This window comes from Roseateles sp. P2_H4, assembly GCF_056403315.1.
The window spans coordinates 40,067-59,483 of record NZ_JBFUFR010000002.1 but is presented as its reverse complement, the minus strand read 5'-3'; the positions used below and the strand labels follow the sequence as shown (position 1 = coordinate 59,483).

General features: G+C 67.9%; 23 protein-coding genes. 18 read left to right on the top strand and 5 right to left on the bottom strand.

The window, feature by feature from the left end; all coding sequences use genetic code 11:
* Positions 1 to 49 precede the first annotated feature (49 nt).
* Genes AC1DW3_RS01945 through AC1DW3_RS01925 form a run of 5 tightly spaced genes read left to right on the top strand, consistent with a single transcriptional unit; the run spans position 50 to position 2,828 of the window.
* Positions 50 to 373, top strand: a complete 324-nt coding sequence (locus tag AC1DW3_RS01945; protein WP_477928093.1) for a metalloregulator ArsR/SmtB family transcription factor — start codon at positions 50 to 52, stop codon at positions 371 to 373.
* Positions 370 to 798 (top strand): YeeE/YedE family protein, encoded by a 429-nt coding sequence (locus tag AC1DW3_RS01940; RefSeq protein ID WP_477928091.1) that lies wholly within the window; start codon positions 370 to 372, stop codon positions 796 to 798. The genes AC1DW3_RS01945 and AC1DW3_RS01940 overlap by 4 nt, the downstream gene beginning before the upstream one ends.
* Positions 795 to 1,193, top strand: a complete 399-nt coding sequence (locus tag AC1DW3_RS01935) for a DUF6691 family protein (RefSeq protein ID WP_477928089.1) — start codon at positions 795 to 797, stop codon at positions 1,191 to 1,193. Before AC1DW3_RS01940 ends, AC1DW3_RS01935 begins: the two co-directional genes overlap by 4 nt.
* Positions 1,194 to 1,209: 16 nt before the next feature.
* Positions 1,210 to 1,989, top strand: a complete 780-nt coding sequence (gene yaaA / locus AC1DW3_RS01930) for a peroxide stress protein YaaA (protein ID WP_477928087.1) — start codon at positions 1,210 to 1,212, stop codon at positions 1,987 to 1,989.
* Positions 1,986 to 2,828, top strand: coding sequence for a 2OG-Fe(II) oxygenase (locus AC1DW3_RS01925; RefSeq protein ID WP_477928085.1), 843 nt, complete (start codon positions 1,986 to 1,988; stop codon positions 2,826 to 2,828). Before yaaA ends, AC1DW3_RS01925 begins: the two co-directional genes overlap by 4 nt.
* On the opposite strand, the gene AC1DW3_RS01920 is transcribed toward AC1DW3_RS01925, so the two are convergent.
* Both AC1DW3_RS01920 and AC1DW3_RS01915 read right to left on the bottom strand, forming a co-directional pair.
* Positions 2,810 to 3,805 carry a DUF3667 domain-containing protein gene (locus tag AC1DW3_RS01920; protein ID WP_477928084.1) on the bottom strand — a complete coding sequence of 332 codons (996 nt, stop codon included), beginning with the start codon at positions 3,803 to 3,805 and terminating at the stop codon, positions 2,810 to 2,812. The two genes, AC1DW3_RS01925 and AC1DW3_RS01920, sit on opposite strands and share 19 nt — an antisense overlap.
* Positions 3,802 to 4,401, bottom strand: a complete 600-nt coding sequence (locus tag AC1DW3_RS01915; RefSeq protein ID WP_477928082.1) for a LuxR C-terminal-related transcriptional regulator — start codon at positions 4,399 to 4,401, stop codon at positions 3,802 to 3,804. The genes AC1DW3_RS01920 and AC1DW3_RS01915 overlap by 4 nt, the downstream gene beginning before the upstream one ends.
* A 95-nt stretch (positions 4,402 to 4,496) precedes the next feature.
* On the opposite strand from AC1DW3_RS01915, the gene AC1DW3_RS01910 reads away from it, so the two are divergent.
* The 9 genes from AC1DW3_RS01910 to paoC all read left to right on the top strand — a co-directional run bounded on the left by AC1DW3_RS01910 (position 4,497) and on the right by paoC (position 15,424).
* Entirely contained in the window at positions 4,497 to 5,162 is a 666-nt protein-coding gene (locus AC1DW3_RS01910) for a PEP-CTERM sorting domain-containing protein (RefSeq protein WP_477928080.1), read from the top strand.
* Between the two features lie 56 nt (positions 5,163 to 5,218).
* The gene (locus tag AC1DW3_RS01905) at positions 5,219 to 5,926 is read left to right on the top strand and encodes a CoA transferase subunit A (protein ID WP_477928078.1); all 708 of its coding nucleotides are present in this window, start codon (positions 5,219 to 5,221) and stop codon (positions 5,924 to 5,926) included.
* A 1-nt stretch (position 5,927) separates the two neighbouring features.
* Positions 5,928 to 6,566, top strand: a complete 639-nt coding sequence (locus tag AC1DW3_RS01900; protein ID WP_477928076.1) for a 3-oxoacid CoA-transferase subunit B — start codon at positions 5,928 to 5,930, stop codon at positions 6,564 to 6,566.
* Between the two features lie 105 nt (positions 6,567 to 6,671).
* Positions 6,672 to 8,381 carry a DUF1800 domain-containing protein gene (locus tag AC1DW3_RS01895; RefSeq protein WP_477928074.1) on the top strand — a complete coding sequence of 570 codons (1,710 nt, stop codon included), beginning with the start codon at positions 6,672 to 6,674 and terminating at the stop codon, positions 8,379 to 8,381.
* 10 nt (positions 8,382 to 8,391) lie between these two features.
* On the top strand, positions 8,392 to 9,768 hold the full coding sequence (locus AC1DW3_RS01890; protein WP_477928072.1) for a DUF1501 domain-containing protein: 1,377 nt from the start codon (positions 8,392 to 8,394) through the stop codon (positions 9,766 to 9,768).
* Between the two features lie 27 nt (positions 9,769 to 9,795).
* A complete protein-coding gene (locus AC1DW3_RS01885; protein ID WP_477928071.1) occupies positions 9,796 to 11,556 on the top strand; it encodes a gamma-glutamyltransferase family protein in 1,761 nt (586 codons plus the stop codon).
* Between the two features lie 81 nt (positions 11,557 to 11,637).
* The gene (gene paoA / locus AC1DW3_RS01880) at positions 11,638 to 12,279 is read left to right on the top strand and encodes an aldehyde dehydrogenase iron-sulfur subunit PaoA (protein WP_477928069.1); all 642 of its coding nucleotides are present in this window, start codon (positions 11,638 to 11,640) and stop codon (positions 12,277 to 12,279) included.
* Positions 12,276 to 13,226 carry an FAD binding domain-containing protein gene (locus AC1DW3_RS01875; RefSeq protein ID WP_477928067.1) on the top strand — a complete coding sequence of 317 codons (951 nt, stop codon included), beginning with the start codon at positions 12,276 to 12,278 and terminating at the stop codon, positions 13,224 to 13,226. The genes paoA and AC1DW3_RS01875 overlap by 4 nt, the downstream gene beginning before the upstream one ends.
* A 2-nt stretch (positions 13,227 to 13,228) precedes the next feature.
* Positions 13,229 to 15,424, top strand: a complete 2,196-nt coding sequence (paoC, locus tag AC1DW3_RS01870; RefSeq protein ID WP_477928065.1) for an aldehyde oxidoreductase molybdenum-binding subunit PaoC — start codon at positions 13,229 to 13,231, stop codon at positions 15,422 to 15,424.
* Here the strand turns inward: paoC and AC1DW3_RS01865 are convergent.
* Both AC1DW3_RS01865 and AC1DW3_RS01860 read right to left on the bottom strand, forming a co-directional pair.
* Positions 15,407 to 15,901 carry a disulfide bond formation protein B gene (locus tag AC1DW3_RS01865; protein ID WP_477928063.1) on the bottom strand — a complete coding sequence of 165 codons (495 nt, stop codon included), beginning with the start codon at positions 15,899 to 15,901 and terminating at the stop codon, positions 15,407 to 15,409. The two genes, paoC and AC1DW3_RS01865, sit on opposite strands and share 18 nt — an antisense overlap.
* Complete coding sequence (locus AC1DW3_RS01860; RefSeq protein WP_310260450.1) at positions 15,901 to 16,368, bottom strand: RidA family protein; 468 nt, start codon at positions 16,366 to 16,368, stop codon at positions 15,901 to 15,903. The genes AC1DW3_RS01865 and AC1DW3_RS01860 overlap by 1 nt, the downstream gene beginning before the upstream one ends.
* 80 nt (positions 16,369 to 16,448) lie before the next feature.
* On the opposite strand from AC1DW3_RS01860, the gene AC1DW3_RS01855 reads away from it, so the two are divergent.
* Entirely contained in the window at positions 16,449 to 17,291 is an 843-nt protein-coding gene (locus AC1DW3_RS01855) for a ComEC/Rec2 family competence protein (RefSeq protein ID WP_477928060.1), read from the top strand.
* Positions 17,292 to 17,319: 28 nt separating this feature from the next.
* Here AC1DW3_RS01855 and AC1DW3_RS01850 read toward each other — a convergent pair whose 3' ends face one another.
* Positions 17,320 to 18,243 (bottom strand): WYL domain-containing protein, encoded by a 924-nt coding sequence (locus AC1DW3_RS01850; protein WP_477893494.1) that lies wholly within the window; start codon positions 18,241 to 18,243, stop codon positions 17,320 to 17,322.
* Positions 18,244 to 18,374: 131 nt separating this feature from the next.
* Between AC1DW3_RS01850 and AC1DW3_RS01845 the strand changes: the two genes are divergently transcribed.
* Genes AC1DW3_RS01845 through AC1DW3_RS01835 form a run of 3 tightly spaced genes read left to right on the top strand, consistent with a single transcriptional unit; the run spans position 18,375 to position 19,354 of the window.
* A complete protein-coding gene (locus AC1DW3_RS01845; RefSeq protein WP_477893492.1) occupies positions 18,375 to 18,641 on the top strand; it encodes a DUF1883 domain-containing protein in 267 nt (88 codons plus the stop codon).
* Between the two features lie 26 nt (positions 18,642 to 18,667).
* Complete coding sequence (locus AC1DW3_RS01840; protein WP_477893490.1) at positions 18,668 to 19,030, top strand: hypothetical protein; 363 nt, start codon at positions 18,668 to 18,670, stop codon at positions 19,028 to 19,030.
* A 42-nt stretch (positions 19,031 to 19,072) separates the two neighbouring features.
* On the top strand, positions 19,073 to 19,354 hold the full coding sequence (locus AC1DW3_RS01835) for a hypothetical protein (protein WP_477893488.1): 282 nt from the start codon (positions 19,073 to 19,075) through the stop codon (positions 19,352 to 19,354).
* Positions 19,355 to 19,417: the final 63 nt, after the last annotated feature.

Below are 19,417 nucleotides of genomic sequence, written 5' to 3'. Positions count from 1 at the left end.
GGCCGGCGATGAAGAATGATTCATTATATCGATCGATATAATGTTTGCCATGCCGAGACCGCCCACCCTCGATACCCACACCCTGCGCCAGGCAGCCGGCGAGGCTGTGGCTGCGCTGAAGGCCCTGGGCAATCCCGAGCGGCTGCTGCTGCTGTGCCAGATGTCCCAGGGTGAGATCAGCGTTGCCGACCTGGAGTCCCTGCTCGATATTCACCAGCCGACGCTGTCACAGCAACTCGGCGTGCTGCGCCGCGAGGGCATGGTGGCGACGCGGCGTGAAGGCAGGAACGTCTTCTACAGCGTGGCCGATCCGCGCCTGCTGGCGCTACTGCGCACGCTTTACACGCAATACTGCCCGAAGGAGGGCGCATGACCCCGGACTGGAATGCCTTCACGCCGGGGCCGGCCCTGGCCGGCGGCCTGCTCATCGGCCTGGCCGCCGCCGTGCTCATCCGCTTCGCGGGCCGCATTGCCGGCATCAGCGGCATCGTCGGCGGCTTGCTGCGGCCGGTGGTGGGTGACCGGGCCTGGCGGCTGGCCTTCGTGGCCGGCTTGCTGGTGTCGCCCTGGGTGTATGCGCTGTTCGCCGGGCCGCTGCGGCCGCATATCGACGCCGATTGGGCGACGCTGCTGCTGGCCGGCTTGCTGGTGGGCATCGGCACGCGTTATGGCGCTGGCTGCACCAGCGGCCATGGCGTCTGCGGGCTGTCGCGGCTGTCGCCGCGCTCGGCGGTTGCGACAGCCGTGTTCATGGCCGCCGGCTTCGCAACGGTCTGGGTGCTGAGGCATCTGCTGTGAGGACCGTACTGACCGCAGCACTGGTGGGCCTGGTGTTCGGGCTGGGGCTGATCGTGTCCGGCATGGTGTTGCCGGCCAAGGTGCTGGGCTTCCTGGACCTGGCCGGCGCCTGGGACCCCTCGCTGGCCCTGGTAATAGCGGGTGCGATCGCGGTCGGACTGCCGGCCTTTGCCTGGGCGCGTCGGGCCAAGGTCAAGCTGCCGGACTCGACCCGCATCGACCGCCGCCTCGTCGGCGGCAGCCTGTTGTTCGGCATCGGCTGGGGCCTGGCGGGCCTGTGCCCGGGGCCGGCGCTCGTGGTGGCTGGCCTGGGCGACTGGAAGGCGCTCGGCTTCGTCGCGGCGATGCTGGCCGGCATGGCGGTCTTCGAACTGCTGGAGCGAAGGACGGCCTGAGACAAAATCCGCGCCCATGCTGTTTCTGCTCTCGCCCGCCAAGTCCCTGGATTACGACAAGCCGACGCCGGCCGAACTGGCGCCGGCCTTGACCCGCCCGCAGTTCCTCGATGACACCGCCGCCCTCATCGACGTGCTGCGCACCAAGAGCGTGAACGACGTTCGCGACCTGATGGACCTGTCCGAGCCGCTGGCCCAGCTCAATGTCGACCGGTACAAAGCCTGGCGGCCGCGCTTCACCGAACACAACAGCAAGCCGGCCGTGCTGGCCTTCAACGGCGATGTCTACGACGGCCTGGACGCCGGCACGCTGAGCGTCGACGACCTCGCCTGGGCGCAGGCGCATGTGCGCATGCTGTCGGGCCTGTACGGCATCCTGCGGCCGCTGGACCGCATGCAGCCCTACCGCCTGGAGATGGGCACGCGCCTGGCCACGTCGTCGGGCGCCAGCCTCTACGACTACTGGGGTGACCGCCTGGCCTTGCACCTGAACAAGCTGGCGCGAGGCGAAAAGGCGCCGGTCATCGTCAACCTGGCCTCGCAGGAATACTTCCGCGCTGCCGACCGCAAGGCTCTCAAGCCCCGGGTTGTCGACTGCCAGTTCGAGGACTGGAAGAACGGCGAGTACAAGATCATCAGCTTCTTCGCCAAGCGCGCCCGTGGGCTGATGGCACGCTTCGCCATCCAGCAACGTCTTGAAACGCCTGAAGGGCTCAAAGGCTTCGATCTGGACGGTTATCGTCTCGCTCCCGACGTCTCTTCCCCCGACCGACTCGTCTTCCGCCGCAAGTCATGAGCCAACAAGTCATCACTCCCGAGCTGTGTGAATGGATCACCGAGCAGAGCCGTGCCGGCCATGCGTCCGAAAGCATCCTGGCCGCGATGCTGGGCAGCGGCTGGGACGAAACCGTTGCCCGCCAGGCGCTGGCCCGCACCCTGGGCCAGGTGGCCACGCTGACGCCGCCGCCCGGCGCGACGGCGGGCCTGCCCGAGCCCGACCTGAGCCGCTTCGCGCCCGTCCTCAATGCCGGCGACCGCCAGGTCAAGGTGCTGATGGCGCTGCGCCAGCCGCGCGTCATCGTCTTCGGTGATCTGCTGTCCGAGGAGGAGTGCGACGGCATCATGGCCCTGGCCAAGAAGCGCCTGGCGCGCTCCGAGACCGTGGCCACCGGCAGCGAGGGCAGCGAGGTGAACTCGGCGCGCACCAGCGACGGCATGTTCTTCGAGCGCTGCGAAACCGAGCTGATCCGCACCCTCGAGGCGCGCATCGCGACGCTGCTGCGCTGGCCGCTGGACCATGGCGAAGGCCTGCAGGTGCTGCACTACCGCCCGGGCGCCGAGTACCAGCCGCATTACGACTACTTCGACCCCGGCCATGTCAGCACGCCGGGCATCCTGAAGCGTGGCGGCCAGCGCGTGGCCACACTGGTCATCTACCTGAACACGCCCACCGCCGGCGGCTCGACCATCTTCCCGGACATCGGCCTGGACGTCGCGCCCGTCAAGGGCAATGCCGTCTTCTTCAGCTATGACCGGCCCCACCCGGCCACGCAGACCCTGCACGGCGGCTCACCGGTGCTGGACGGCGAGAAATGGGTGGCGACGAAATGGCTGCGTCAGGGCGTCTTCACCTGAATGGTCGCAGCGATGGCGGCCACCAGCACGATCAGGCCCAGCATCAACAACAGGAAGTAGCCCAGGCTGAGCAGCAGGCCGCGCCACAACGCACCGGCCCGGCTGACGCCGTAGACGCGCCGCAACGCCATCACGCCATGGCCGAAGACGGCAAGGATCAGCAGCGGCGTCAAGTCCGTGGCGAACGCCATCAGCAGGGCCAGGAACCACAGGCTGTGGCTGTGCAGGGAGAACACGAAGTGCTCGGCATAGCGTCGCCCCGTGCCGGCGAACATGGCCAGCAGCAGCGCCGCAAACACGGGCTGCATGGCCAGCATGCCGTAGGGCGCCAGGGCGACGATGCGGGCCGTCCACTGCTCGTTGTTCATCGACCCGGCGTTCTTGATCAACCGGGTTCCCCAACGCTCCAGCCGCGTGCAGTTCTGCGGTTGTGCTTCGTCGCAGTCGCCGAGCTTGGTGATGACCGTCTGCTTGCCGCGCGGCGGCCTCGATGCCGCGGCGGACGCCGCCTGCGCCTTGGCCAGCGCCTCAGCCTCGGCGGCCGTCTCGTTGGGCGTCGCACCCGGCTTGACGCGCAGCCGCACCGGCTTGCCGGGCTCGACGACGGGCGCTGCCTCGGTCGCCTCGGCGTTGCTGTCGGCGGCGGTGGTGTGCGGCAACAGGTGTGAGCCGACGAAAAACACGAAGCTCGCGCTCAGATAGACGCGCAGCGGCAGCACATAGCGGCGCCGCTGGCCGTGGAAATAGGCATTCGTCAAATAGCCCGGCAGGCAGATCAGCGCCCACAGCGTGCGCCACAGCGGGCCGTCGAAGGCGACGTAATGGCCCAGGTACTCGGTGAACATCTCGCGCACCGAGGGCGGGTGCAGGTCGGTCTCCTGGCCGCAGTGGCCGCAGAAGACCGGGCGCGGCGTGGCCAGCGTGAAGTGGCAGTTGCGGCAGTAGGGCAGTGCGGGCTTGCCGTGTGGGTGGCTCATGCTGAAAGCAGTTTGTTGATCAGCTCGGGCGTGCTGCTCACCTGGTATTTCTTCATCAGCCGGCCGCGGTAGATGTCCACGGTGCGCGGGCTCACGCCCAGGCGGCGGCCGATGAGCTTGCTGGTCTGGCCCTCGACGAGCAGGGCGGCGATCTCGCGCTCGCGTGGCGTCAGCTCGGCCGTGATCTGGCGCCGGGCCGACAGGTCCTCGAAGCCCCAGATGCCGCGGGCATGCGGGTCGGCCGGGTCGAGGGCACTGCCCGTCACATGGCACCAGAACAGCTCGCCACCGCCCAGGCGGCGCATGACGCGGTCGTCGGCGTAATGACCTTGCGCGTCCAGGCTGGCGACGATGCGGGCACCCGTGCGCTCGAACTCGATGGCGCTCGGGTACATGACGGCAAAGCTTTGGCCGATGAGCTGCTCGCGCGTGGCCGAGAACATCTGCAGCAGGCGTTCGTTGCAGTCGACGATCTGGCGCTGGGCCGACAGCACCAGGCCGATCGGGGCGAGCAGGAAGGCGCTGCGGTAGTCGATGGCTTCAGGGCTCACGCGGTAGGGCGGGTAGGGCAGGGCGGCCGCGATCCTACCCGGCATGGCCCATGGCTCCACGGCAATGGCTCCATCGGGCGATGCGGGCAGGCCGGTGTTTGAACAAAGTGCGATCCGCATCTTTCAACCCGGAGAATTTCATGCGTTTCAAATTCGTTTCCCGCCTGGCCCTGGCCTTGGCGGCCGCCCTCGCGCTGACTGGCGCCGCCCATGCCAACCTGGTCGCCACCGATTTCTGGACGGCTGGCGACCGCTACCTCGTCCAGGACAGCAGCACCGACCTCGAATGGCTGAGCCCGGTGGCCACGCGCGGCCACGTCTTCAACGACGCGACGGTGCAGGCCCTGCTCGGTGAAGGCTTCCGCTACGCGACCCGCAACGAGGTGATCGACATGATCGACGCCAATTTCGGCCTGGCGACCACGGTCCGCCCCGGCGACGCGGCGGGCTATGCCATCGCCGAGGACTTCTTTGCCGTCTTCGGCATCACCGCGGCCGTGCGCTGCCAGGTCGGCAAGGTCTTCATCCCTTGCCCGCGCACCCAGGGCCTGACCGGCGATGCCGGCGGCGCGGGCAAGCACATGGCGGTCGGCATGCTGCAGTACGGCAGCACCGGCTATCTGATCGACAACAACCCCTGGCCGGATGGCATCTACGACGACCAGATGGGCAACTGGCTGGTCCGCGGCGATGCCCAGGCACCGCAAGCCCTGCCCGAACCCGGCAGTCTTGCCCTGCTGTCGGCGGCCCTGGTGGCGGCCTGGCCGCTGTCGAGGCGGCGGAAGTCCTTAGGCAATCTTGCGTAATCGACTCGGCGGGAGGGGGGCGCTACGCTTCGCCCCTCATCCCAGCAGGAGACGGCATGAACAAGGTGTACCCGAGCGCCGAAGAGGCGTTGCGCGGCGTGGTGAAGGACGGGCAGATGCTCGCGGTTGGCGGCTTCGGCCTGTGCGGCATCCCCGAGGCCCTGATCGCGGCCCTGCGCGACAGCGGCGTCAAGGACCTGACCGTCATCTCCAACAACGCCGGCGTGGACGGCTTCGGCCTCGGCCAGCTGCTCCTCACGCGGCAGATCAGGAAGATGATCTCCAGCTACGTGGGCGAGAACAAGGAGTTCGAGCGCCAGTACCTGGCGGGCGAGCTGGAGCTGGAATTCACGCCCCAGGGCACGTTGGCCGAGAAGCTGCGTGCGGGCGGCGCCGGCATCCCGGCCTTCTTCGTGCGCACCGGCGTCGGCACGCTGATCGCCGAGGGCAAGGAAGCGCGCGAGTTCGATGGCCAGACCTATATCCTCGAGAAGGCCCTGGTGCCCGACGTGTCCCTGGTCAAGGCCTACAAGGCCGACAAGAGCGGCAACCTCGTCTTCCGCCGCACCGCGCGCAACTTCAACCCGGCCGCGGCCATGGCGGGCAAGCTGACGGTCGTCGAGGTCGAGCATCTCGTCGAGACGGGCGACATCGATCCGGATGACGTGCATCTGCCGGGCATCTATGTGCACCGCATCGTTGTCAACGCCAATCCGGAAAAGCGGATTGAGAAGATGACCCTGTCCCCCAAGAAGGAGGCTTGAGATGGCCTGGACCCAAGATCAGATGGCCGCCCGCGCGGCCCAGGAGCTGGAAGACGGCTTCTACGTCAACCTCGGCATCGGCATCCCGACGCTGGTGGCCAACCATGTGCCTTCGACCAAGGAAGTCTGGCTGCAGAGCGAGAACGGCATGCTGGGCATCGGCCCCTTCCCGACGGAGGACGAGGTCGATGCCGACCTCATCAACGCCGGCAAGCAGACGGTCACCACGCTGCCCGGCAGCAGCATCTTCGGCAGCCACGACAGCTTCTCGATGATCCGCGCCGGCAAGATCAACCTGAGCATTCTTGGCGCCATGCAGGTCAGCGGCAGCGGCGACCTGGCCAACTGGATGATCCCGGGCAAGATGGTCAAGGGCATGGGCGGCGCCATGGACCTGGTCGCCGGCGTCAAGCGCGTCATCGTGCTGATGGAGCACGTCGCCAAGAAGAAGGACGGCAGCGAGGACCTCAAGATCATCCCCAGCTGCACGCTGCCGTTGACGGGCAAGGGTGTCGTCGACCGCATCATCACGGACCTGGGTGTCTTCGACGTCGTGCCCGGTGGCATCAAGCTCGTCGAGCTGGCCGAAGGCGTCACGCGTGAACAAGCGCAAAGCAAGACAGGGGTTCCGTTGCTCTGAGGTAAATCAAGCCTCGCATCCCCAGTTCATGGGCCTGGACGGGTCGGCGCAAGCTGGCCCGTTTCCGTTGGGCGGAGCATTCTTCGAACAACAAGCGAGGCCACCATGCGCGCACCCCCGACGCCTGAAGTCGAGACCATCGCCCCCGCACTCGAGACAAGTGCAGACTTGAACCCCTGCGGCATCGCGGTCGCCGCCGCAGCAGCGGCCATGCTGGCCGCCTGCGGTGGAGGCGGGGGGGGCGATGCGCCAACCCCATCGCCTTCACCACCGCCACCCCCGCCGCCACCCCCTCCCGCCATCACCGATGCCGAAGCCGCGCGCTTCCTCGCCCAGGCGGGCTTTGCAGCCAGCAGCACCGATATCGCCACCGTCAAGGCCAACGGCTACGCCGCCTGGCTGGATGCGCAATTCGCGCTGCCCGTCGGCGACGGCCATTTCGACTGGATGGTGGCCAATGGCTATGCCATCGTCGACCACCGCAACGACTTCGGCGGCGCCGACAACACGCTGTGGCGCAAGCTGCTGTCGGCGCCCGACTCGCTGCGCCAGCGCGTCGTGCTGGCCCTGAGCGAGATCTTCGTCATCTCCATGAGCGGCCTGCCCATGCCCTGGCGCGGCTTTGCCATCGCCTGCTATGTGGACATGCTGGAGCAGCGCTGTTTTGGCAGCTACCGCGAGCTGCTGAACGCGGTGACGCTGTCCAACGGCATGGGCGTCTACCTCGCCACCCGCGGCAACCTCAAGGAAGACGCCAACACCGGCCGCGTGCCTGACGAGAACTACGCCCGCGAGGTCATGCAGCTCTTCAGCATCGGCCTCTACCAGCTCAATGCCGATGGCAGCCTGAAGCGCGATGGCAATGGCAAGCCCATCGAGACCTACACCCAGACCAACATCACCGACCTGGCGCGCGTCTTCACCGGCTGGGATTTCGACAGCTACAGCGGCAGCGACCCGGCTTTCATGAAGAAGCCCATGGTCAATATCGCCTCGCGCTTCTCGACCGGCGCCAAGAAGGTGCTGGATGTCGACATCCCCGCCTCGGCCGACGGCCCGGCGGCGCTGAAGATTGCGCTCGACACGCTGGCCGCCCATGCCAATGTCGGGCCGTTCATCGGCCGCCAGCTCATCCAGCGTCTGGTCGCCTCTGATCCCAGCCCGGCCTATGTCGGACGCATCGCCGCTGTCTGGGCCGACAACGGTTCTGGCGCTCGCGGTGACCTCAAGGCCGTCATCCGCGCCATCCTGCTCGACGCCGAGGCGCGCACCCCGCCCACGGCGCCCGGCGCCGGCAAGCTGCGCGAGCCGCTGCAGCGCTTCATCCAGTGGGGGCGCAGCTTTGGCGTCACGTCGCCCAACGGCCTGTGGAACATCGGCAATACCAGCGACTCGGGCACCCGCCTGGGCCAGAGTCCGCTGCGCAGCCCCTCGGTCTTCAACTTCTTCCGGCCCGGCTATGTGCCGCCCAACTCCCAGTTGGGTACGAATGACATCACGGCGCCCGAGTTCCAGCTCTGCAACGAGAGCACGGTGGCCGGCTACATCAACTACATGCAGAAGGCCATCGCCGACGGCATCAACGACGTGAAGCCGAGCTACACCGCCGAGCTCGCGCTGGCGGGCGATGCGCCGGGCCTGGTCGCCAGTCTCGCGCTGCGCCTGGGCGGTGGTGGTATTTCGGCTGCCACTCAAGCGACGGTCAGCACGGCCATCGCGACTATCTCCGCCGCCAGCGACACCGGCAAGGCCAACCGCCTGCAGGCGGCCATCCTGATGCTGATGGCTTGCCCCGAATACCAAGTGCAGAAGTGAGGAGACGACCATGAAGCTGAATCGACTCCCCGAACTGCAGCGCCGCGAATTCCTGCGCCGCGCCGGTGCTCTCGGTCTCGCCGGTACCGCGGCACCCTGGGCGCTCAACCTCGCCGCCCTCGGCGAGGCCGCCGCCGCCACCGGGCCCAACGACTACAAGGCCCTGGTCTGTGTCTTCCTCTACGGCGGCAACGACCATGGCAACACCCTGGTGCCCTATGACCAGGCCAGCTACAACGCCTACGCCACCATCCGCCAGACCCTGGCCACGCCGCGCGACCAGCTCGCCGCGACGGCCCTCGGGCTGAACGTCGGCGGTCGGCAGATGGCCCTGGCTCCCCAGCTCGGCAAGCTCAAGGGGCTGTGGGACAGCGGGCGGATGGGCATCCAGCTCAATGTCGGCACGCTGATCCAGCCGACCACGCTGGCCCAGTACAACGCCAGGAACGTGCCGCTGCCGCCCAAGCTGTTCTCGCACAACGACCAGCAGTCCGTCTGGCAGAGCAGCTCACCCGAGGGCGCTACCTCGGGCTGGGGCGGCCGCATGGGCGATCTCTTCCTCGGCGGCAACGGCACAGCCACCTTCACCTGCATCAATGCCGCGGGCAACGCCGTCTTCATGGCCGGCAAGCAGGCCGTGCAATACCAGGTGTCCACCAGCGGCGCCGTGCCCATCAACGGCATCCTCAAGCCGCTTTATGGCTCCCAGGCCTGTGCCGACGCGCTGCGTGGCCTCATCACCGCCGACCGCACGCACTGGATGGAGGCCGAACTGAACAAGGTCGTCGCGCGCTCCGTCAGCGCCCAGGGCGTCGTCACTGCCGGCCTGGCCGGTGTGCCGGCGCTGCAGACGCCTTTCGATGCGGCCAGCAGCCTGTCCAACCAACTGCTGATGGTGGCCAGGCTCATCGGCGCTCGCCAGGCCCTGGGCGCGACCCGCCAGGTCTTCTTCGTGTCGCTGGGCGGTTTCGACACCCACGATTTCCTGCTCGACGAGCACCCCGGCCTGCTGACCGCCGTCAACGATGCACTTGCCAGCTTCTACGCGGCCACCGTCGAGCTCGGCGTGGCCAGCCAGGTCACCACCTTCACGGCCAGTGATTTCGGTCGCTCGCTGACCAGCAACGGCGACGGCTCCGACCATGGCTGGGGCAGCCACCATTTCGTGCTCGGCGGGGCGGTGCAGGGCGGCAAATACTGGGGCACGCTGCCTTCGGTCAGCATCAACGGCCCGGACGACGTCGGCCAGGGCCGGCTGCTGCCGACGACGGGCGTCGACCAGCTCGGCGCCACGCTGGCCACCTGGATGGGCATCGGCGGAACCGACCTGCCGCGGGTGCTGCCGCAGATAGGCAACTACAGCCAAAAAGACATGGGCTACTTCTGAACGTTGGCGCTTGCCTAAGATGGCTGGATGCTCCGCCTCCTGACGCCTCTTCTGCTGGCCAGCCTGTTGGCGCCGGCCCATGCCCTCGACCAGCCCGAGGCCGCCACCACCCGCAGCGCCAAGCAGGGCAGCCTCACAGCACCGGCCCAGCGCTTCGCGGTGACGGCGGCCAACCCGCTGGCGGCGGAGGCCGGCCTCGAGATCCTGAAGGCCGGCGGCTCGGCGGTGGACGCCACCATCGCCGTGCAGGCCGTGCTCGGGTTGGTGGAGCCGCAGTCCAGCGGCATCGCCGGCGGTGCCTTCCTGGTGCACTGGGACGGCCACCAGGTGCAGACGCTGGACGGCCGCGAGTCCGCGCCGGCCGCCGCCACGCCCGAGCTCTTCCTGAAGGCCGACGGCAAGCCCCTGCCCATGCGCGAGGCCATCATGAGTGGCCTGTCCACCGGCGTGCCGGGCGTGCTGGCGATGCTGGCCGAGGCACATCGCCAGCATGGCAGGCTGCCCTGGGCCCGACTCTTCGAGCCGGCCATMCGCCTGGCCGATCAGGGCTTCGCCGTCAGCCCGCGGCTGTTCGAGCTGGCCTCGGCCGAGGCGGCGCTGCGCAGCGACCCCCAGGCCGGGGCGTATTTCTTCGATGCGGGCGGCGCCCCCAAGGCCGTCGGCACCGTGCTGAAGAACCCGGCCTATGCTGCCGTGCTGCGCGGCATCGCCAGGCAAGGCCCCAAGGCCTTCTATGAGGGCGCCGCGGCCGAGGACATCGTGCGCCGCGTGAAGGGACATGCCCGCCCGGGCCTGCTGGCGGCGTCCGACCTGGCCGGCTACAAGGCCCTGGCCCGCCCGCCGCTGTGCAATGACTGGCGCGGCTATCGCGTCTGCGGCTTCGGCCCGCCGACCTCGGGCCATCTGACGCTGATGCAGATCCTCGGCATCCTCGACACCCAGCCCGCCGCGGTCGCGGCCAAGGGCCTCAGCGCCGACTGGATGTACGCCTATGCCGAATCCGCCAAGCTCGCCTTCGCCGACCGCGCCCAGTACATCGGCGACCCGGCCTTCGTCACGGCGCCGGGCGGCGACTGGCAGAACCTGATCGCACCGGCCTATTTGAAAGAGCGTGGCGCGCTGATTGGCGCCAGGGCCATGGGCGTGGCAGCCGCGGGTCAGCCGGCGACCATCAAGCAGGCGCTGGCACCCCAGGCCGAGCAACTGGAATCGGGCACCAGCCAGGTCAGCGTTGTCGACGCCGAGGGCCATGCGGTGGCGATGACCACCAGCGTCGAATCCGCCTTCGGCAGCCGCGTCATGAGCGACGGCGGCACGGGCCTGGCCGGCGGCTTCATGCTGAACAACACGTTGACGGACTTCTCGCTGAACCCGGTCGGCGCCGATGGCAAGCCGGTGGCCAACCGCGTCGAGGCGGGCAAAAGGCCGCGCTCCAGCATGGCGCCAACCCTCGTTTTCGACCGCGACGGCAAGCTGGTGCTGGTGGCCGGTTCGCCAGGCGGGCCGGTCATCATCCATTACGTCGCCAAGGTCATCACGGGCGCCCTGGCCTGGGGCCTGCCGGTGCAGCAGGCGGTGGACCTGCCCAACTTCGGCCACTTCAACTCCGGCCCCCTCATCGTCGAGCGCGGCGCGCTGACGGCCGAGCAACTGGCCGACCTGCGCGCCCGCGGCCAGCAGGTCAACGAGACCGACCTGACCAGCGGCCTGCAGGTGCTGATGCGGGTGAAAGCGGGCTGGGTGGGGGGCGCCGACCCGCGCCGTGAAGGCATCGTGTTAGGGGAATAGCGGTCAACGGCATCTTGTCTGACACACGCCAGTGGGCGCAGCGCCCTAGGCTGGCCGGGTTGTGAACCCCAGGGGCCAGCGATGGACGAGTTGCAGGGATGTTGTCTGTCACGCCGTGATGTGCTGATCGCCGGCGCAGGCACGGCGGCTGTCACAGCGGTTGAAGCCGCAGAAAGGGAGCCAGCCTTGTCTCAATCCAGCCTGCCGCCGACGATGGGCCGTGTGACGCTGGAGGTCAACGGCCAGTCCCACAGCGTGGAGGTCGACACCCGCACGACGCTGCTGGACCTGCTGCGCGAGCGGTTGCAGCTCACCGGCACCAAGAAGGGCTGCGACCACGGCCAGTGCGGCGCTTGCACGGTGCTGATGGACGGCCGGCGCATCAACAGCTGCCTGATGCTGGCCGTCATGGCGCCGGGCGCCAAGGTGACGACCATCGAGGGCCTGGGCACGCCGCAGAAGCTGCACCCGCTGCAGGCCGCCTTCGTCGCCCATGACGGCTACCAGTGCGGCTACTGCACGCCGGGCCAGATCTGTTCGGCCGCGGGCATGCTGGACGAGCTCAGGCGCGGCRTGCCCAGCCATGTGACCCCCGACCTGACCGCCAGGCCGCTGCTGTCCGTGGAGGAGCTGCGCGAGCGCATGAGCGGCAATATCTGCCGCTGTGGCGCCTACTCCAACATCGCCGACGCGATCACCCAGGTCGCCAAGGAGGCCGCATGAAAGCCTTCAGCTTCGAGCGCGCCGCCACACCGGCGGAAGCCGCCGCCGCCGTCGCGCGCCGGCCCGATGCCAAGTTCATCGCCGGTGGTACCAATCTGCTGGACCTGATGAAGCTGCAGATCGAGGCGCCCGGCCATCTGGTCGACGTCAACGCGCTGAGCCTGGACCGCATCGAGGTCGCCGAGGGTGGCGGCCTGCGCATCGGGGCTCTGGTGCGCAATGCCGACCTCGCCAGCGACACCCGTGTCCGCAAGGACTATGGGGTGCTGTCCCGCGCACTGCTGGCGGGCGCCTCGGGCCAGCTGCGCAACCGCGCGACGACGGCCGGCAACCTGCTGCAGCGCACCCGCTGCCCCTATTTCTACGACACCGCCCAGCCCTGCAACAAGCGCCAGCCCGGCAGCGGTTGTTCGGCCATCGGCGGCGTGGCGCGCTCGCTGGCCATCATCGGCACGAGCAATGCGTGCATCGCCAGCCACCCCAGCGACATGGCCGTCGCGATGCGCGTGCTGGACGCCCAGGTCGAGACCGTCAAACCCGACGGCCAGATGCGCCGCATTCCCATCGCCGACTTCCACAGGCTGCCCGGCGACACGCCCCACATCGATCACGCGCTGACCCATGGCGAGCTGATCACCTCGGTGCTGCTGCCGCCCCCGGTGGGTGGCACCCAGGTCTACCGCAAGGTGCGTGATCGGGCGTCGTATGCCTTTGCGCTTGTGTCGCTGGCCGCCATCGTGCAGCGTGACGGCGGCGCCCGCCTGGCCTTCGGTGGCGTGGCACCCAAGCCCTGGCGCGTTGAAGGCGCCGAGTCGCAAATCTCGCGTGGCGCCCACACCTTCTTCGGCCAGGCCTTCAAGGGCGCGGCACCTCAGCAGGACAACGCCTTCAAGCTCAAGCTGGCCGAACGCCTGCTGGTCGACGTCCTGCACCCCGCGAAGGCATGACCATGAGATTCGACCAACCCGCCACCACCAATCCCATCGATCAAGGCCGCATCGTCGGCCGCCCCACGCCGCGCATCGACGGCCCGCTGAAGACGACTGGCACGGCGCCCTATGCCCATGAGCACCAAGACCTGAAGCAGGCGCCCGCCGTCGGCGTCGTCATCGGCGCCGGCATCGCCAAGGGCCGCGTGGCGGCCATGGACCTGAAAGCGGCGCGGGCGGCCCCTGGCGTGCTGGCCATCGTGACGGCGCAGAACGCCGGCAAGCTCGGCAAGGGCAGCAAGAACACCGCCAAGCTGCTCGGCGGCCCGCAGATCGAGCATTACCACCAGGCGCTGGCCGTGGTTGTCGCCGAGAGCTTCGAGCAGGCGCGTGCCGCCGCGGCATTGATCGACATCCGCTACGAAGCCGCCCAGGGCCGCTACGACCTGGCCGCCGAGAAGCCCCATACCCCGGTGGCCAAGAGCGATGGCTTCGGTGGCCAGGCCGAGACGAATCACGGCGACTTCGAGGCCGGCTTTGCCAAGGCACCGGTGCAGCTGGACGCGAGCTACACGACGCCCGATCAGGCCCACGCCATGATGGAGCCGCATGCCACCATCGCGTGGTGGGAGGGCGGCAAGCTGTCGGTGTGGACATCCAACCAGATGATCGACTGGGCCGTCGGCGACCTGGCCAAGACGCTGGGGATCCCAAAGCAGAACGTGCGCGTGCGTTCGCCGTTTGTCGGCGGTGGTTTCGGCGGCAAGCTCTTTCTGCGTGCCGACGTCGTGCTGGCCGCCCTGGGCGCCAAGGCCACCGGCCGGCCCGTCAAGATCGCGTTGCAGCGGCCGCTGATGTTCAACAACACCACGCACCGCCCGGCCACCATCCAGCGCGTGCGCATCGGTGCGGACAAGGAAGGCCGCATCCAGGCCATCTCGCACGAGAGCTGGTCGGGCAACCTGCCCGGCGGCGGCCCCGAGACCGCCACGGCCCAGACGCGGCTGCTCTATGCCGGCGAGCACCGCCACACCGCCCTGCACCTGGCCGTGCTGGACCTGCCCGAGGGCAATGCGATGCGCGCGCCGGGCGAGGCGCCGGGCCTGATGGCGCTGGAGATCGCGATGGACGAGATGGCCGAGAAGCTCGGCCTGGACCCCATCGAGTTCCGCGCGCGCAACGACACCCAGGTCGACCCCGAGAAGCCGCAGCGCCCCTTTTCGCAACGCCGCCTGGTGGACTGCATGAAGCAGGGCGCCGAGCGCTTCGGCTGGAGCCGCCGCTCATCCAAGCCGGCGCAGCTGCGTGAAGGCGGGTGGCTGGTCGGCATGGGCATGGCGGCGGCCTTCCGCAACAACCTGCTGATGAAGTCCAAGGCCCGCGTGCGCCTGGAAGCCGAGGGCCGCGTCATCGTCGAGACCGACATGACCGACATCGGCACCGGCAGCTACACCATCATTGCGCAGACCGCGGCCGAGACCCTGGGCGTGGCGCTGGACAAGGTCGTCGTGCGCCTGGGCGACTCGAGCTTCCCGGTGTCTTGCGGTTCGGGCGGGCAATGGGGCGGCAACAACTCGACGGCCGGCGTCTATGCGGCCTGCATGAAACTGCGTGGCATGGTGGCGCAGAAGGCGGGCATCGCCGATGCCGAGTTTGTCGACGGCCAGGTGCGCGGCGGCGGCAAGTCGCAGCCGCTGGCTTCCTTCGCCGGCCTGGTGGCCGAGGACGGCATCGAATACGGCGACCTCGACAAGCGCTACCAGCAGTCCACCTTCGGCGCGCATTTCGTGGAGGTGGGCGTGGATGCCATCAGCGGCGAGGTGCGTGTGCGCCGCATGCTGGCCGTCTGCGCGGCGGGGCGCATCCTGAACCCGACCTCGGCGCGCAGCCAGGTCATCGGCGCCATGACCATGGGCGTCGGCGCTGCCTTGATGGAAGACCTGAAGGTTGACCACCGCCGCGGCTTCTTCGTCAACCACGACCTGGCCGGCTACGAGGTGCCGGTGCATGCCGACATCCCGCACCAGGACGTCGTCTTCCTGGACGAGACCGACCCGATCTCCTCGCCGATGAAGGCCAAGGGCGTGGGCGAACTCGGCATCTGCGGCGCGGCGGCCGCCGTCGCCAACGCGGTCTACAACGCGACGGGCGTGCGGGTGCGCGACTACCCGCTCACGCTGGACAAGCTGCTGTCTGGCCTACCGGCGCTGGTTTAGCGCGAGCAGGCCGAGGGCGGCCAGCGCGGCGAACAGCAGGCCGCTCCAGACTTCGTACGGCAGGCCGATGAGGCGGTAGGCGGCCGCTTCGGCACAGTTGGCCGTGATCATGAAGACCGACGGCCACAGCTCCTCGAGACCGAGTGCCGTGACGAGGTTGTCCGCCAGGCCCATCGCGCAGGTGGCGCTCTGCGAGGCCACCTCGTGCTGGAAGACCGCGGCCGTCAGGCCGGCGGCGCACAGCATCAGCACGACGACCAGGGCGGCCTGGCGCAGGGCGCGCTTGGCATTCACCAGCCAGCCCAGCAGGGCGACCGCGCCGATCACCAGGAAGATGGCGCGCTGCAGCACGCACCAGGGGCAGGGCTTGACGCCGAACTGGTGCTGGGCGATCAGGGCGATGCCGACGGCGCCGAAGCTCGCCACGGCCATGCCCGCCAGCACGCGGGCCGGCAGCTTGGAAGGAGCGGTGAACATCAGTCGGCGATCTCGGCGATGAGTTCGATCTCGACGCAGGCGCCGAGTGGGATCTGGGCCACGCCGAAGGCGCTGCGGGCATGCTTGCCGGCGTCGCCGAGCACGGCGGCGAACAGTTCGGAGCAGCCGTTGGTGACGAGATGCTGCTCGGTGAAGTCGGGCGTGCTGTTGACCAGGCTCATGACCTTGACGATGCGAACGATCTTGCCGAGGTCGCCGGTGGCGGCCTGCAGCGTCCCGAGCAGGTCGATGGCAACAGCGCGCGCCGCGGCCTGGCCGGTGGCGGTGTCGACGTCCTTGCCGAGCTGGCCGACCCAGGGTTTGCCGTCCTTCTTGGCGATATGGCCGGACAGGAACAGCAGGTTGCCGGTGCGCGTGAACGGCAGGTAGGCGGCCGCCGGAATGGCCAGGGGCGGCAGGGTGATGCCGAGTTCGGCGAGCTTGGCTTGGATGGCGGAAGAGCTCATGCGTATAAGCGCGGTAGCGCGTGCGAAAAACCGCGGCATGCTACACCCCGGGTCCCAATAAGCTGGGACAGGGAGGGGCATTGGCGCGGCAGCCTTGGGGCGCTCGGGAGCTGGTGGCGATGGGTCTGGCCTGGTTGACGGGCCTGGCGCTGCTGCATCGCTGCGAGCAATTGCCAACGGCAGCCGAATACGCGCTGCTGGCCCTGGCCTTTGTGATGTTGCTGCTGCTGCGGCGGCGCCATTGGCTGGCCCTGGCCGCTTGCATCGCAGTACTCGCATTCACGCAGGCCGCGCTGCGCGCGGAGCTGCGCATGAAGCCCGAGTTGCACCCGGCCTGGGAGGGGCGCGATCTGGTGCTGAGCGGCCGCGTCGACTCGCTCCCTCTTGCCGTCACCGGTCAGGGCGGCGTGCCGGGCTGGCGCTTCGAGTTCGCCGTAGACGCGGTCGGCCCCGCCGGGACGGCCCTGCCACCCGAAGTGCCGCGGCGGCTGATGCTGCTGGCCTATGACAGCGCGCAGTCCATCACGGCCGGTGAGCGCTGGCGCTTCACGGCCCGCCTCAAGCGCGCCCATGGCCTGGCCAACCCGGGCGGTTTCGACGCCGAGTTGTGGCTGTTCGAGCAGGGCCTGCGCGCCAGCGGCGTCGTGCGCGCGGCCGAGCGCTTGCAGGCGGCGCCCTGGTGGTCGCTGGACGCCGCCCGCCAGCGCCTGCGCGCGGCCATCCGCGAGCGCGTGGCCGACCCCGGCATGGCCGGCGTGCTGGCGGCGTTGAGCCTGGGCGACCAGAACGCCATCGCCCTGGTTTTGAAGAAAAGACTCTTGTGCTGGCTGCCTAGGGAAGCGCCGCCGGCCGCGGCAAAACTCACAAAACCTATTGAGCTGGCGAGGGGACGCGTTCGTAGGGCTGTCAGAAAGGTGTCTTGAGCTTTTTCGCTCTAGCCCTTGACCAGCCTCAGTCGTTCCGGCGCGTGTTGTCTGGGGTCGGTGGCTTGTAGCCTGGCGCAACGACTGCGTTCGAAGCTCCGTATAGCACCAGGGGGTCGCGCAGCCACAAGGCGTACTCTTTGCCCTTCAGGCTGTGGTCCGGTGAGCAGTCGACGCTCCAGCGGCGAAGCATGTATCCAACGTTCGCAGCGCGCGCTCGGACTCGCAGTACACCATCGGGCATGTCGTAGTCCATGAGCGCGACTTCCGGCCTTTCGAAGCTTGGATGCGGGACCAGCTCCAACTCGATGACGCGGTTCCATTGAAGGTCGTTCTCCGGCCTTTGCTCAGGAGGAATCTGGCCGTCGAGGACGGTCACGTTCTTCATTCTGGTAAGGACGAAGTCGTGGAACTTCGATTTGTCTCGGTCATAGGCTCGAACGTGCCATCGGACTCCGCTATCAACCAAGCTCAGGGGCACGAGTTCCTTCTGTGACTCGCCGCTCGTCGTGGAGTGATAGGTCAGGCGTACCGCCTTCTGCCCATGGATTGCCCTGGTGATGGGCGCCAGCACTTCAGCCTTCGGCAGGCTGAGCGCGGCCGGGAATTCGCAACGAATGAGAGGGAGCGAGTCACTGTCCAGACCCTGCCCAAACCCTTGGGAGAGGGCGGTCAGCACGCGCAGCGGCGCGTGTTTGAACACCGGCTCGAAGCCCTCGTTGGGTATGTAGTGCTTGGCTGCCAGGTCGAGTGCGAGGTTCTCCGGGGCAACCTCACGATAGGTGGCTATGTCTCGCGTGGCCCCTGCCGGACCAGTGCCAAACCGTTCTATCAAGTCAGCCCTGCGCAGTTCACCGAGGAAGTACAGCCGGAAGTCAATGTAGGCCAAGCGTTCCAGCTGCGTCCGCGGAAGGCTCACCAAGCGGTCACGGTTCACCGTCGATGTCGTCATGCATGGGATGTTATCAGTGTGCTGGATAAAAAAACAGCGTTGTGATAATCAAAATGATTATGTACTATGACCGCATGTGTAACGCAGGTCGGCCTCAGCGGAGCTGACCAGAACGCTGAAAGGGCAAGGAAATGCAGTTTGTTCACCACGATCTCGGCTTCCGAGCGCAAGGGGCCGTCGTTGAGGTCTCGCTGGCCGGCAACGCTGCCAATGTCCGCCTGATGGACAGCACGAACTTCTCCAGCTATCGCAACGGCGGGCAGCACCGCTTCTACGGTGGGTTGGCCAAGCAGTCTCTCGTGCGTCTCCAGGTGCCGCACTCCGGGAACTGGCATGTGGCCGTGGACATGCAGGGTTTGGGCGGCTCCGTGCGGTCCTCCGCTCGTGTGATTGGCTAAGACGCTGAACAAAGAGGAGAAAAAGCATGGCATGCGCGAATGAGCACAGGGCGTTCAACCTCGTAGCGGTTTCGGTGGCCGCTGCGCTCGTCGAAGGTCGCGACGGTCGCCCGCTAACGGCAGCGCCAGTGGCGATGGGCATCACCGCGGCCTGCTTTCCATCACTGCCCGACCTTCTTGAGCCGGCGTTGCACCCCAACCATCGCAAGTTCTTCCATAGCTGGGCCGTGGTTGGCTTGCTGGGGTGGGGGATGTATGGACTCTATGACTGGCAACCCGATGACGGGTGGGACCGATTTGCTCGGGTCGCGGGCCTTGCCCTCGGGGCCGCGTACCTGGCTCACCTTGCCCGAGACGCATTCACCGCCAAGTCGTTGCCGCTCATCTGAAGCGGCACTCACAACCAACTCACTTCTTAGGAGTACAGCACCATGGCTCAATTCACTACGCGCGTAGTCCTGCACAACGCGGACTGGAAGAACTATGAGGCTCTGCACGGCTTCATGCAGCTCGAGGGTTTCAAGCGGACCATCACGTCGGACGACGGCACCACCTACCACCTGCCCGACGCGGAATACGACTACTCGGGGCAGCTGACGAGGGCGCAGGTCATCGAGAAGGCCAAAGCTGCAGCGGCACGTACGGGGAAGACGTATTCCGTGCTGGTAACAGAGTCCGCTGGCCGTACCTGGTCGGGCTTGACAAAGGTCTAGCGCGGCAGGGTTAGGCAGCCGGGTCCCTCGCGCTGCGTTTCGGCACACCATCAATCGTGCTGA

Coding starts and splice junctions, on each gene's coding strand:
- AC1DW3_RS01915 (WP_477928082.1), bottom strand. CDS start 4,401: ATGCCGGGTAGGATCGCGGCCGCCCTGCCCTACCCGCCCTACCGCGTG.
- AC1DW3_RS01900 (WP_477928076.1), top strand. CDS start 5,928: ATGGCCTGGACCCAAGATCAGATGGCCGCCCGCGCGGCCCAGGAGCTG.
- AC1DW3_RS01945 (WP_477928093.1), top strand. CDS start 50: ATGCCGAGACCGCCCACCCTCGATACCCACACCCTGCGCCAGGCAGCC.
- AC1DW3_RS01905 (WP_477928078.1), top strand. CDS start 5,219: ATGAACAAGGTGTACCCGAGCGCCGAAGAGGCGTTGCGCGGCGTGGTG.
- yaaA (WP_477928087.1), top strand. CDS start 1,210: ATGCTGTTTCTGCTCTCGCCCGCCAAGTCCCTGGATTACGACAAGCCG.
- AC1DW3_RS01865 (WP_477928063.1), bottom strand. CDS start 15,901: ATGTTCACCGCTCCTTCCAAGCTGCCGGCCCGCGTGCTGGCGGGCATG.
- AC1DW3_RS01840 (WP_477893490.1), top strand. CDS start 18,668: ATGGCATGCGCGAATGAGCACAGGGCGTTCAACCTCGTAGCGGTTTCG.
- AC1DW3_RS01920 (WP_477928084.1), bottom strand. CDS start 3,805: ATGAGCCACCCACACGGCAAGCCCGCACTGCCCTACTGCCGCAACTGC.
- AC1DW3_RS01875 (WP_477928067.1), top strand. CDS start 12,276: ATGAAAGCCTTCAGCTTCGAGCGCGCCGCCACACCGGCGGAAGCCGCC.
- AC1DW3_RS01895 (WP_477928074.1), top strand. CDS start 6,672: ATGCGCGCACCCCCGACGCCTGAAGTCGAGACCATCGCCCCCGCACTC.
- AC1DW3_RS01850 (WP_477893494.1), bottom strand. CDS start 18,243: ATGACGACATCGACGGTGAACCGTGACCGCTTGGTGAGCCTTCCGCGG.
- AC1DW3_RS01890 (WP_477928072.1), top strand. CDS start 8,392: ATGAAGCTGAATCGACTCCCCGAACTGCAGCGCCGCGAATTCCTGCGC.
- AC1DW3_RS01835 (WP_477893488.1), top strand. CDS start 19,073: ATGGCTCAATTCACTACGCGCGTAGTCCTGCACAACGCGGACTGGAAG.
- paoC (WP_477928065.1), top strand. CDS start 13,229: ATGAGATTCGACCAACCCGCCACCACCAATCCCATCGATCAAGGCCGC.
- AC1DW3_RS01860 (WP_310260450.1), bottom strand. CDS start 16,368: ATGAGCTCTTCCGCCATCCAAGCCAAGCTCGCCGAACTCGGCATCACC.
- AC1DW3_RS01940 (WP_477928091.1), top strand. CDS start 370: ATGACCCCGGACTGGAATGCCTTCACGCCGGGGCCGGCCCTGGCCGGC.
- AC1DW3_RS01845 (WP_477893492.1), top strand. CDS start 18,375: ATGCAGTTTGTTCACCACGATCTCGGCTTCCGAGCGCAAGGGGCCGTC.
- AC1DW3_RS01925 (WP_477928085.1), top strand. CDS start 1,986: ATGAGCCAACAAGTCATCACTCCCGAGCTGTGTGAATGGATCACCGAG.
- AC1DW3_RS01910 (WP_477928080.1), top strand. CDS start 4,497: ATGCGTTTCAAATTCGTTTCCCGCCTGGCCCTGGCCTTGGCGGCCGCC.